11 protein-coding genes are annotated in these 11,966 nt (G+C 69.6%); 7 read left to right on the forward strand and 4 right to left on the reverse strand.

The genetic code is table 11. The annotated features are described in order from the left end of the window. Window positions 1–295: 295 nt before the first annotated feature. Window positions 296–760, reverse strand: a complete 465-nt coding sequence (locus tag ACUZ2Y_RS21945; protein WP_476321759.1) for a CGNR zinc finger domain-containing protein — start codon at window positions 758–760, stop codon at window positions 296–298. Between the two features lie 83 nt (window positions 761–843). Between ACUZ2Y_RS21945 and ACUZ2Y_RS21950 the strand changes: the two genes are divergently transcribed. The 5 genes from ACUZ2Y_RS21950 to ACUZ2Y_RS21970 all read left to right on the forward strand — a co-directional run bounded on the left by ACUZ2Y_RS21950 (window position 844) and on the right by ACUZ2Y_RS21970 (window position 4,994). Beyond that, a complete protein-coding gene (locus ACUZ2Y_RS21950; RefSeq protein ID WP_476331997.1) occupies window positions 844–1,203 on the forward strand; it encodes a VOC family protein in 360 nt (119 codons plus the stop codon). 58 nt (window positions 1,204–1,261) lie between these two features. Further along, complete coding sequence (locus tag ACUZ2Y_RS21955) at window positions 1,262–1,786, forward strand: PadR family transcriptional regulator (RefSeq protein ID WP_091375911.1); 525 nt, start codon at window positions 1,262–1,264, stop codon at window positions 1,784–1,786. Then, a complete protein-coding gene (locus tag ACUZ2Y_RS21960) occupies window positions 1,783–2,463 on the forward strand; it encodes an ABC transporter ATP-binding protein (protein ID WP_476321762.1) in 681 nt (226 codons plus the stop codon). The genes ACUZ2Y_RS21955 and ACUZ2Y_RS21960 overlap by 4 nt, the downstream gene beginning before the upstream one ends. Then, on the forward strand, window positions 2,460–4,748 hold the full coding sequence (locus ACUZ2Y_RS21965) for an FtsX-like permease family protein (RefSeq protein WP_476321764.1): 2,289 nt from the start codon (window positions 2,460–2,462) through the stop codon (window positions 4,746–4,748). Before ACUZ2Y_RS21960 ends, ACUZ2Y_RS21965 begins: the two co-directional genes overlap by 4 nt. A 72-nt stretch (window positions 4,749–4,820) precedes the next feature. After that, entirely contained in the window at window positions 4,821–4,994 is a 174-nt protein-coding gene (locus ACUZ2Y_RS21970) for a Scr1 family TA system antitoxin-like transcriptional regulator (RefSeq protein ID WP_476321766.1), read from the forward strand. Window positions 4,995–5,076: 82 nt separating this feature from the next. Here the strand turns inward: ACUZ2Y_RS21970 and ACUZ2Y_RS21975 are convergent, their stop codons facing one another. After that, complete coding sequence (locus ACUZ2Y_RS21975) at window positions 5,077–5,784, reverse strand: phytanoyl-CoA dioxygenase family protein (RefSeq protein WP_476321768.1); 708 nt, start codon at window positions 5,782–5,784, stop codon at window positions 5,077–5,079. A 221-nt stretch (window positions 5,785–6,005) separates the two neighbouring features. Between ACUZ2Y_RS21975 and ACUZ2Y_RS21980 the strand changes: the two genes are divergently transcribed. Together ACUZ2Y_RS21980 and ACUZ2Y_RS21985 are read left to right on the forward strand one after the other, a co-directional pair. Then, on the forward strand, window positions 6,006–7,340 hold the full coding sequence (locus ACUZ2Y_RS21980) for a tannase/feruloyl esterase family alpha/beta hydrolase (RefSeq protein WP_476321770.1): 1,335 nt from the start codon (window positions 6,006–6,008) through the stop codon (window positions 7,338–7,340). 107 nt (window positions 7,341–7,447) lie between these two features. After that, on the forward strand, window positions 7,448–8,410 hold the full coding sequence (locus ACUZ2Y_RS21985) for a zinc metalloprotease (protein ID WP_476321772.1): 963 nt from the start codon (window positions 7,448–7,450) through the stop codon (window positions 8,408–8,410). Window positions 8,411–8,653: 243 nt separating this feature from the next. On the opposite strand, the gene ACUZ2Y_RS21990 is transcribed toward ACUZ2Y_RS21985, so the two are convergent. Together ACUZ2Y_RS21990 and ACUZ2Y_RS21995 are read right to left on the reverse strand one after the other, a co-directional pair. Next, complete coding sequence (locus tag ACUZ2Y_RS21990) at window positions 8,654–10,522, reverse strand: helix-turn-helix domain-containing protein (protein WP_476321774.1); 1,869 nt, start codon at window positions 10,520–10,522, stop codon at window positions 8,654–8,656. A gap of 70 nt (window positions 10,523–10,592) precedes the next feature. Next, window positions 10,593–11,921 carry an MFS transporter gene (locus ACUZ2Y_RS21995; RefSeq protein WP_476321776.1) on the reverse strand — a complete coding sequence of 443 codons (1,329 nt, stop codon included), beginning with the start codon at window positions 11,919–11,921 and terminating at the stop codon, window positions 10,593–10,595. Window positions 11,922–11,966 lie beyond the last annotated feature (45 nt).

Genomic DNA, 11,966 nt, shown 5'->3' on the forward strand with positions numbered 1-11,966 from the left:
CCGGCAAACGAGTCGCCCTCTCCGGCAAACGAGTCGCCCCTCCCGGCAAACGAGTCGCCCTCTCCGGCAAACGAGTTCAACATTCGCGCACGCCAGTTGATCGTGGAACCCGCGGGCCTCGATGCCTCAAGTGGCGGGCCCCGGACTGGCTCGTTGACGACGCATCCCGAACGTCGAAATCAGTTGCTCGAAAGACGCACTCACTTGCCGGACAGGGCGACTCACTTGCCGGACGGGGCGACTCACTTGCCGGACGGGGCGACTCACTTGCCGGACGGGGCGACTCGCGGGTGGTTCAGCCGAGCTTCGAGCGTTCCCGCCAGGCCCGGGCCTTCTCCCGGTTGCCGCACACCTGCATGGAGCACCAGGTCCGAGACCGGTTGCGCGACCGGTCGAAGAACGCCCACTGGCACTCGTCGGCGGGGCAGATCTTCACCCGCTCCCACTCCCCGAGCACCGCCAGTCGACTCGCCGCCGCCAAAACCGCACCGGCGACGTCCGGCGCCGACACCTGAGGCACGCCCGCGACCACCGTGATCCGCACCTCGGCACCAGGCGGGGGATCGGCGGGCGCACCGCCGACCAGCCCCCGCAACCCGTCGCGGACGGCGCGGACATGCGCGGGGTCGCCTGCTGTCAGACCGCGTGCGGCCAGCCAGGCGTGCCATCTCAGGTCGTCGTCGAGCAGGTCGGCGTTCTCGTCGACGTCAAGGGTGTTCAGGAAGTCGAGGACCAACTCCACGTCGTGGGTAGAACTCACAAAACCACTGTAGGCCCTTTACCGGTTGACGGGTCCGCGCCTAACCGGCATGCTCATATCACTGGTTACGCATCTGGGAGGAAATCATGTCGATACCCGCACTCGGCTCGGTCGTCCTTGACTGTCCCGACCCGCTGGAGCTTTCGAAGTTCTACGCCCGCCTGCTCGACTGGCCCGAGCCCGACGCCGCCGAGGACAACTCCTGGTCGACGATCGGCAACGGCGGCACGCTGATCGAGTTCCAGGCGGTGGCGAACCACGAGGCGTCGACCTGGCCGGAAGGCGAGCGTCCGCAGCAGTTCCACCTCGATCTCAAGGTCAAGGATCTGCCCGCCGCGCATGAGCGGGCCGTCGAGATCGGTGCCAAGCTGCTCGACGAGCAGAAGACGTTCCGCGTCTACGCCGACCCCGCCGGGCACCCGTTCTGCCTCGTCGCCTGCTGATCTTCGCAGGTCAGTCCTCTATTCGCAGTGTGTATACACATGCGGTACAGTTCGGGTCATGTCAATCGGACACGCCTTGCTCGGGCTCCTGGAAACGGGACCCAGGCACGGATATGACCTGAAGCGCACCTACGACGAGCACTTCGGGGCCGACCGCCCGCTGGCATACGGGCAGGTCTACTCGACGCTCTCGCGGCTGCTGCGCAACGGACTGGTGGAGGAGAGCGGTGTCGAACCTGGGGGCGGTCCGGAACGCAAGCGGTACGCGATCACGGACGCGGGCGTTACCGATGTCGCGGAGTGGCTCGTGACGCCGGAGAAGCCGGAGATCTACCTGCAGAGCGCGCTCTACACGAAGGTCATCCTGGCTCTCATGTCCGGCCGCAACGCCGCCGACGTGCTCGACGCCCAGCGCGTCGCGCACCTGCGGGCGATGCGCGAGCTGACCGTGCGCAAGCAGCGCGGCGATCTGGCCGACCAGCTCATCTGCGACCACGCGCTGTTCCACCTCGAGGCGGACCTGCGCTGGCTGGAGCTGACCACGGCCAGGCTCGCCGACCTCGGCAAGCAGGTGGCCTCGTGACCGAGCCGCTCCTGGTCGGCACCGATCTCCGCAAGACCTACAGCCAGACCGCGGCGCTCGACGGCGCGTCGATGACCGTCGGCGCGGGGGAGATCGTCGCGGTCATGGGGCCGTCCGGCTCGGGCAAGTCGACCCTGCTGCACTGCATGGCGGGGATCGTCGCGCCCGAGTCCGGCACGGTTGTCTACAATGGACAGACGCTGTCGGCGATGTCCGACAAGGACCGTAGTGCGTTGCGCCGCACCGAGTTCGGCTTCGTGTTCCAGTTCGGCCAGCTCGTCCCCGAGTTGACCTGCCTGGAGAACGTCGCCCTCCCGCTGCGCCTCGGCGGCCTCGCCCGCGCGAAGGCCGAGGAGTCCGCCCGGGAGTGGTTGGGGCGCCTGGAAGTCGACGGCACGGCGGACAAGCGTCCCGGTGAGGTCTCCGGCGGCCAGGGCCAGCGGGTCGCGGTCGCCAGGGCACTCGTCACCGGCCCGAAGGTGATCTTCGCCGACGAGCCGACCGGCGCCCTGGACTCGCTCAACGGCGAACAGGTCATGCGCCTGCTCATCGACACGGCGAAGGAGACCGGGGCCGCGATCGTCCTCGTCACCCACGAGCCGCGCGTCGCCGCGTACTCCGACCGCGAGGTCATCGTCCGCGACGGCCGCGCCCGCCAGGTGGAGATGGTGCAGTGAGGGCCTGGTTCAACGACCTGGTCATCGGGGTCCGGCTGGCCGTCGGGGGCGGCCGGACCTCGGTGGCCAGGCTGGTCCTGAGCACGGTCGGCATCGGGATCGCCGTCGCTGTGCTGCTCCTGGCGTCCTCGGTCGGCCCGATGATCGACGCCCGCTCCGATCGGGCGGCGGGGAGCCAGACGATCGGGGAGAAGATCGACGGTGTCGACCCGCTCTGGTACATCAACAACGGGACCACTTTCGGCGAAAAGTCGATCAGTGTCGCCTATATCTGGCCGACTGGGCCCACCGCGCCCATGCCGCCCGGCATCCCGAAGCTTCCGGCTGACGGCGAAATGTATGTCACCCCGGGGTTGGCCGATCTCTTGGCACAGCCCGCAAACGCCGAGCTGCGCGAGCGTTTTCCGTACCACACGGCGGGTGTGATCGCCCCGGACGCCGCGGTCGAGCCGGGACACGCGCGGGCCTACGTCGGTGTGGGGCCGGAGGCGGTGGGCCATGGTGAGCGGGTCTACGGATTCGGCACCGACCGACAGCTCGGCCAACCTCTCGACCCGGGTCTGCTTCTGTTGCTGCTCCTGGGTTCCGTGGCGCTGCTCGTCCCAGTGTTCATCTTTGTCGCCTCCAGCACGAGGATCGCGGGCGCCGAACGCGACCGGCGGCTGTCCGCGCTGCGACTGGTCGGGGCAGGCGGCGTCCAGGTTCGGCGGATCGCCGCCGCCGAGAGCCTGGTGAGCGCGGTGGCCGGTCTCCTGTTCGGCACGGGCCTTTTCCTGGTGGGCAGGCAGCTGGCCGAAGGCGTCCGGATCATGGACGTGAGCGTCTACCCGACGGACATGGCCCCGGTGTGGTGGATGGCGGTCCTGATCGCGCTGGCCATCCCGTTCCTCGCCGTGTTCACCGCCCAGTTCGCGTTGCGTCGAACGATCATCGAGCCCCTGGGCGTCGTGCGGTTCAGCAAACCGGTCCGGCGCCGCATGGTGTGGCGGGTCGCCACGGTCGGTCTCGGGGTCGCGTTGCTCCTGGCCGCCGACGGCCTCGGCTCCTCTACCCAACTCTGGTCTTACGTGGTCGCGGCCGGCGCCACGCTCGTCCTCATCGGCGTGCCGCTGCTGCTGCCGTGGGTCGTCGAGCGCACCGTGGCGGGACTGCGCGGCGGCCCTTCGTCGTGGCAGCTGGCGATCCGCAGACTGCAGCTCGACAGCGGCACATCGGCCAGGGTCGTCGGCGGCGTCGCGGTGGTGCTCGCGGGCGCCATCGCGCTGCAGTCGGTGTTGGCGTCGCTCGCGGTCCGGTTCGACGTCCCACCGGAGTCCTCGAGTCGCGCCCTCGCGTCCAGCGCGATGGTGACGGGCACGGCTGAGGCGATAGACGATGTCGCGGACCACCTCAGCCGGACTGAGCCCGCCCTGCCGGTAGCCAAGTTCCGCGACGCCACTGTCCGGTTCCCCGACGGCGATGCGACGGTGCCGGTGCGAGTCGTCGACTGCGCCACCATCGAACGGCAGCTCAAGATCACCGACTGCGCCGACGGGCAGTTCTTCGTCCATCCCGGCGTCGAGGAACGCGACGACGGCTTGACGCCGGGCCGCGTCCTTTCCACCGTGCACTGGGAGGGCGGCTCGGACTCGGAGGTGTACGGCACCTGGACGGTGCCCCCGGTCCGCCGAGCGCTCCAGTACTGGCCGGAATCCATGTCCTGGTACGCGATCACCACACCTCAGTCCGGCCCCGCCGCGCCGCCGTCGGGGTCGACGTCGGGGCTCGTGGTCGAGAGCACCGCCCCGGACGCCGTGGAGCGAGTCCGCACCGCCGTCGCCCTGGCGCGGTGGGACGCGCACCTGACCTACTACGCGGACACCGTTTACGAAGATCCCAACCAGCAGATGTTCGTGGCGGCCCGGCGGGGGCTGCTCATCGGATCGGTGTTCACCTTGCTGCTGGCCGGAATCAGCCTGCTGGTGCTGGCGCTGGAACACATCCGGGAACGCCGCCGTCCGCTGGCGATCCTCGCCGCGAGTGGTGTCCCGACCGGGGCGCTGGCCCGCTCGCTGCTCTGGCAGATCGCCGTGCCGATCGGCCTCGGGATGGTGTTGGCGGTGGCGATCGGGGTCGTCCTCGCCGCACTCGTGATGCGTCTCGCGGGGTCTTCGACCCTGGTCGTCGACTGGGCGGGGGTGGCGACGATGTCGCTGGCCGCGGTCGTGCTGGGCGTGCTCGTCTCGCTGGTGACGCTGCCGTTCCTGCGCGGCGCCACCAGGTTGAGCTCCATGCGAACTGAATAGCCGGGGGTGATCAGCTGGGGACCGCTCGGGGGCGGTCCCCAGCTGGTGTTCACTCAATGGGGGCCGAGGCGAGTGAGATCCTTGAGTTCGCCCTGGGGCTTGCCGCCGCATGCGGTGATCGATCAGATGAGCCTGACCCGGTCGGTCGGAGGCGAACGTGTGCGGCGAGCGAAATGCGGCTATCTCGCCGGTCTGGCCGAACTGCCGAACGTCTCGATCCAGCGCCGCGGCTCTCAGCGAGCGTGAGTCCGTCGCATTGCTTGGGGAGGTTGAGGCCTACCCAGCTCTCTGGTCGATTGTTCCTGTCCGCGCATTCGTTGCGCGGGGTTCACATCAGCAGGTACGCAGCGCTGCCCAGTCGTTCGATCGTGCCGTCCGACGGCGACGTGTCCAGCAGGGCCGCGACACCGCGTCGCTGGAACCTGGTCAGCACCGCGTGGCGGACCTGGCCGGTCTGGTTCTTCGTCCCCGAGTGCCACAGGTGCGAGTTGAACAGCCAGCACGTCCCCGCCGCGCCCACCAACACGACCTGGTCGGGGTGGTCCTCGTGCCCGCGCGGGGCCACGAAGCCGTAGTCGAGGTGCGAGCCGGGGACCACGCGGGTCGCGCCGTTGTCCGCTGTGAAGTCCGTCAGCGCGACCACCGCGTTGCAGACCTGCCACCGGCCGGGCCCCGCGCGGTCGATGGTGTCGATGTGCAGCGCCTGGCCGCCGTGGTCGGGGGTGCTCGCCCGGTAGTGCATCTCGCTGATCCGGAACTCCGGCCCCAGCAGGTGCCGGACCGCCGCGAGCAGGTGCGGGCGCAGCCAGAACGCGTCGAACACCATGCCCGATTCGAGCAGTCCGCTCAGGTGCAGGGTCCCGCCCTGCCTGCCGCTTTCGCGAAGCCGGATCTCGACGTCGGCGAGCGCCGCGGCGACCTGGACCGGGGACAGGAATCGGTCGAACCGGCAGTAGCCGAGTTCGTCGAGTTCGCTGAGCTGTTGCGGCGCGAGCAGGTCGGCACGGACTCCCAGTTCGGCGAGCACCTCATGCACGAATCCAGGTGTAGCCCAGCTATCGTCGCCCCGCCACCGGATTCACCTGTTGGCTCCATCGCCCAAGGTCATTCTGTGTCCGGGACCACACTTTAGGCTGACTGGACGCTCACGGTGATCACCACTACAAGCGCCCGCCGGATTGTGTGGATCACACGGATATCGGCGCCCGCGCCCGCTCCCTACCTTGGCCTTCACCCCGACGACGTGGAGGCCTCCCGATGTTCGCCCGCATCGCCTTGACCGCGGTCTGCCTGGCTCTCACCGCCGGGCCCGCCGCCGCGACTGAACACAGTGGACACTGCGCGGCCGACCGGCTGCACGTGCCCGGCGCGCAGCGGCAGCTGGCCGCCTGCCTCGACGACCTCACCACCACCGGGACCGCGGTCACCGGCCACACCGTCGCCGCCGACTGGGCCGGGCTCACGTCGGCGGGTCTGCCCAAGCCCGCGGCCGTGCCCGGCGTCCAGCTCGACGGCCACTTCGCCGACACCTCCACCACCAACGCCCACCACGGCTGGAACTCCGACGCCCAGTTCGTCCTGCGGATGCCCGACCGGTGGAACGGTGGGCTCGTCGTCTCCGGCGCCCCCGGGGTGCGCAGGCAGTACGCCAACGACCGGGCGATCGCCGACCACGTCCTCGCGGCCGGGTACGCGTTCGCCGCGACCGACAAGGGCAACACCGGCACCGGCTTCCATCGCGACGGCAGGCGCCCAGGTGACGCGGTGGCCGAGTGGAACACCCGGGTCACCCAGCTGACAGTCGCGGCGAAAACCGTTGTGGCACAACACTATGGTCGTCCCCCCGCGCGCACCCTCATGGCCGGGCTGTCCAACGGCGGGTATCTGGTGCGCTGGCAGCTGGAGAACCGGCCCGGCCTCTACGACGGCGGTGTCGACTGGGAAGGCACGCTGTGGACCGAGAAGGGGCCGAACATGTTCACGTCCCTCCCCGCCGCGATCCGCCACTACCCGGCCTACGCGGCGGGTGATCCCGCCGCGCACCAAGCGATTCTCGACGCGGGCTTCGCGCCGGGCTCGGAATTCCTGTGGCCGTTCCACCACCAGGTCTACTGGGACCTCACCCAGCGCATCTACCGCGAGGAGTTCGACCCCGCGTTCGACGGCGACCTCCAAGCCGGAATCCCCTTCTGTGTCAGCGGAACGCCGAACTGCGACGCGGACTACGACTACACCGTGCGACCGAAATCGGTGCACCGGGCGGTGGAGCGGATCTCGCTGACCGGCCGGATCCACAAGCCACTGATCACGCTGCACGGCACACTCGACGCCCTGCTGCCGATTTCGCGGAGCTCGGACGTCTACGCCGACCTGGTGACCACACAGGACCGAGGCGCGCTGCACCGCTACTACCGGATCGACGGCGGGACCCATGTGGACGGTCTCTACGACGTGTATCCCGACAAGCTCCGGCCGCTCGGCCCGTGCTTCCGGACCGCGTTCGACGCCCTGGAAAGTTGGCTGGATGGCACCCCGCCGACCGGAACTCTTGTCCCAATATCGGCTTCTACCTGCGGGTACTCCGGAAAATGAACCAATATATGGGAATACGTTAATAAGTGACCCAGGTCACAAATACCCCAGGGCGCATGCGCCCCCGGTGAGGATCCTGACGTCCCACTCCCCTGCATGGAGGACATATGTCTCAGGATCGTTCAACGCGGGCGCGCACCGTGATGCTCGCGGCGGCGCTTGCACTCGGTGGCCTGACCCTCGCCGGCGGTGCCGTCGCCGACACCGGCACGGCCACCGCGGCACTGCGCCCCGAGCTGTGCGTCGGCAACCTCTCCTCCGACCGCGTCAAGCCGGGCACCGCCCCCGGCGTCGAGCGCAACGAGATCTCGCAGGACGAGGCGCTGCGGATCAACCGTGAGCTCCGCTTCAAGGTCGCCTCGCTGAAGTCGAGCGGCGCCTACGCCGCGGGCGCGACCATCCCGGTCGTGTTCCACATCATCACCGGCAACGGCGGCGTCGGCTCGATGTCCGACGCCACGGTCGCCCAGCAGATCAAGGTCCTCAACGACGGCTTCGCCGGTGCCGAGGCCCCGGGTGTCGCCGCGAACACCGGATTCACCTTCACCCTGCAGGAGACCAAGCGCTGGTCGAACGCCACCTGGTTCTCGAAGCTGGACCGCTCCAACGTCGAGAAGCAGATGAAGGCCGCCACCCGCGTCGGCGGCGCCAGCACCCTCAACGTCTGGTCGGCCGACATCGGCGGCCTCGGCTGGGCCTACTTCCCGTCCAACTACGCCAACAACCCGACCCTCGACGGCGTCGTGATCGACTACGCCAGCGTTCCCGGTGGCAGCGCGACGAACTTCGACAAGGGCAAGACCCTGACCCACGAGGCCGGTCACTGGATGGGTCTGTGGCACACCTTCCAGGGTGGCTGCACCACCACCAACGACTCGGTCGCCGACACTCCGGCGCAGTCCAGCTCCACCTCGGGCTGCCCGACCGGCCGTGACTCCTGCACGCTGCCGGGCCTGGACCCGATCCACAACTACATGGACTACTCCTACGACGACTGCTACAACCAGTTCACCCCCGGACAGTCGACCCGCATGTCGGACGCCTGGGCCGCTTACCGCGCGGGCAAGTAAGGCTTTGACGGTCGGCTGGGTGAGGCGGCCGGTCGTTCCGGAGGGGCTCGTCGATGACGGGCCCCTCCGGGCTGTCTAGCGCCTGTCTCGAAGTGCCGGTGCGCGCCAGTCGTGATCGGGGTGGCTTCTGGCGGTGCGGACGGATCGCCCTCATACCGGGTGTATTCGGGCGGATCCGGCCGTGCCGTCAGGGGCCGCATCCGGCGCGGCTGGCGTGTGCCGGCACTTCGAGACAGGCGCTAGCTAGGGCATGACGTCGTACAACCGCAGGGCCAGCTGGATTTCCAGGGACCGCTCCGGGCTCTGCCAGTCCTCGCCGAGCAGTGAGCTGATCCGCTCCATCCGCTGCACCACGGTGTTCACGTGCACGTGCAGCACCTCCTTGGCCTTGGTGAGGTTCGAGCCGCTGGCGAAGTACGCCCGCAGGGTCCGCAGCAGCTCCGTGCCGCGCCGCTCGTCGTAGTCCAGAACCGGACCGAGCGTGGATCGGACATAGGCGTCGAGATCGGTGGCTTCGCCCAGCAGCAGGCCGACGAAGCCGAGATCGGCCATCGACCCGCCCTGCCCGGACCGCCCGAGCGCGAGCAGCGACCGCAGGCACCTGGCCGCCTCCGCGTGCGCCTCGACCAGGGCGCTGACGCCCGCCACCGGACCCGCGGCGCCCACCGTGACGTCGGTGTCCAAAGTGGACCCGAGCGCGGTCGCCATCCGCGCCGCCAGCTTCCCCGCCGCGGATTCCCGGCTCAGCACGACGACCTGGTCCGCGTGCACGCCGACCAGCGCGCCATAGCGCGCGGCGGCGAGCGCCAGCCGTCGGCGCGGAACCTGGTCGGCGGTGGCCACCAGCACCGCGTGCGGCTCGGTCAGGTCGACGCCCAATCGTCTGCCACGGGCCAACAGCGCGCCAGGATTGCGGTCGGGGGCGGTGAGCAGGTCGGTCAGCAGCTCGCCGCGGACCTCGTCCTCGGCCTGGGCCACCGACCGGCGCAGCATCAGCAGCAGTGCCGTCACCACGCCTGCCCGTTCGAACAGGCGCCGGTCGGCGTCCGCCAGCCCGGGCCTGCCGGTGAGCACGAGACTGCCCAGCAGCTCTTGTCCGGCGTGCACCGCGCAGACCCAGTTGTCCTGAGTGGACACCGCGCGGCCCGAAGAACGGGACTTCCCCACGGCTTTCGCCGACAACCGGGCCGATCCGGCGCCGACCCGGGCCAGCTCGACGCCCGCGGCGTCGTACACGGCGATGCCGCCGTGCAGCACTTCCGCGACCGCGGCGGCGACATCGGGGACGTCGCCGCCACGCAGCACGACGTCCATCAGCTTGTCGTGGGCCTCCTCGGCCCGGCGCATGGCGGCGTTGTGCGCGCTGATCGTCTCGTTGGCGCTGTTGAGGTCCGCGAGCGCGAGGCGGGTTTCGTCGAGGAGATGGGCGTTGTCGATGGCGATCGCGGCGTGGTCGGCCAGCGAGGCCAGCAGCGCGACCTCCTCCGCGGCGAAGTTCCTCGGCGTCCGGTCGGCGGCGTAGAGGACGCCGATCACCTTGCTGCCCAACAGAAGCGGCACACCCAGGATCGCCGCCAGGCCCTCGTCGCGCACGGAGGTGTCGATCGGGTTCGTGTGCCGAAAGCGCTCGTCGGCGAAGTAGTCGCGCGTGGCGTACGGCCGGGCGGTCTGCGCCACCAACCCGCCGAGACCCTCGCCCATGGCCAGCGTGACCTGCTGGAACAGTGCCGACACCGAGCCGTCGGTGACCCGCATGTATGTGCGGCCCGCGACCTCGTCGTTCATCGACAGATACGACACGTCCACCCCGAGCAGCATCCGCGCGCGGTGCACGATCGACCGCAGCACCGCGTCGGTGTCGCGCAGCCGGGCCAGGTCGCTCGCGGTGTCGAACAGGGCCGTCAGCTCGGCCTCGCGCCGCCGGTGCTCGGCGACCGTGTGCCGAACCCGCAGCGCGTTCTCGGTGGCCTGCTCGACCAGCGCGAGGTCGGCGCCGTCGAGGCCCGAGGCCCGCGCGCCCGTGGCCACCTGCGCCAGCTGGTCCCCGCTCGCCCCACGGGCCAGCAGGTCGAGCAGCGTGCGCACGGCGTCGTCAGCCATCACGCCCGCCATGGTCGCACCTCACGCAATCCCGGGTGGAAACCCCGGGGCCACCCGTGGAGGCGGATGGCCCCGGGGCTGGTCAGGGCGCGCTCGGAACCGGCTCGCGGGCCGTGCCCCCGGCCCGCTCACCCAGCGACTCGCCCTTGGACTCGCGGGCCGCGAGGACCGCGATCGTGGTGATCACGCACATCGAGACCACGTACAGCGACACCGGAATGGTGCTGTTGTACTCCCGGAACAGGGCCACCGCGATCAGCGGGGCAACCGCGCCCGCGGCGATCGAGGACAGCTGGCTGCCGACCGACATCCCCGTGTAGCGCACGTGCGTCGGGAACTGCTCGGCGAAGAACGCGGCCTGCGGCCCGTACATCGCGCCATGCAGCACCAGGCCCACGGTGGCGGCCAGGATGATGGTCGCGGGCGACTTGGTGTCCAGCATGGCGAAGAACGCGAAGCTCCATGCCGCCATGCTCACCGCGCCGATCAGGTACACCGGCCTGCGGCCGATGCGGTCGGAAAGCGTGCCCCACAACGGAATCGACACGAAGTGCACGGCCGACCCGATCAGCACCGCGTTGAGCCCGACGCCCTTGGTCATGCCCAGCCCGGTCGTGACGTACACCAGGATGAACGCGGTGATCACGTAGTACGACACGTTCTCCGCCATCCGCGCGCCGATCGCGATCAGCACCTGGCGCCAGTGGCCGCGGAACACCTCGACCACGGGGACGTGCTTCTCCTCGCGCTCCGCCGCCTTCGCCTGCGCGGCGAGGAACACCGGCGACTCGGTGACGGTGAGCCGGATCCACAGGCCGATCACCACGAGGACACCGGAGAGCAGGAACGGGATCCGCCAGCCGTAGGACATGAACGCCTCGTCGGTCTGCACCGCGGCGAGCACCGCCAGAACCGCTGTGGCCAACAGGTTCCCGCCCGGGGCGCCGCACTGCGGCCACGACGCCCAGAACCCGCGCCGCTTGTCGTCGCCGTGCTCGGACACGATCAGCACCGCGCCGCCCCACTCGCCGCCCAGTGCGAAGCCCTGGATCAGCCGCAGCAGCGTCAGCAGGATCGGCGCGCCCACGCCGATGGCGGCGTAGGTGGGCAGCAGGCCCATCGCGAAGGTCGAGCCGCCCATCAGCAGCAGGCTCACCACGAGCAGCTGCTTGCGGCCGATCTTGTCGCCGAAGTGGCCGAACACCAGCCCGCCGATCGGCCGGGCCAGGAACCCGATCGCGTAGGTGAGGAACGCGAGCAGCGTGCCGGTAAGCGGATCGGTGTTGGGGAAGAACAGCTTGTTGAACACCAGGGCCGCGGCGGAGGTGTAGAGGAAGAAGTCGTACCACTCGATGGTCGTGCCGATCAGACTCGCGCTCACGATGCGCACGAACGACTTGTCGGATGCCAAGGGAGACACCTCTTTCCGGGAGACTGGGGGATGGGACTGCGGGGA

The organism is Actinokineospora sp. UV203 (assembly GCF_056323665.1).

Coding starts and splice junctions, on each gene's coding strand:
- ACUZ2Y_RS21990 (WP_476321774.1), bottom strand. CDS start 10,522: ATGGCGGGCGTGATGGCTGACGACGCCGTGCGCACGCTGCTCGACCTG.
- ACUZ2Y_RS21980 (WP_476321770.1), top strand. CDS start 6,006: ATGTTCGCCCGCATCGCCTTGACCGCGGTCTGCCTGGCTCTCACCGCC.
- ACUZ2Y_RS21955 (WP_091375911.1), top strand. CDS start 1,262: ATGTCAATCGGACACGCCTTGCTCGGGCTCCTGGAAACGGGACCCAGG.
- ACUZ2Y_RS21985 (WP_476321772.1), top strand. CDS start 7,448: ATGTCTCAGGATCGTTCAACGCGGGCGCGCACCGTGATGCTCGCGGCG.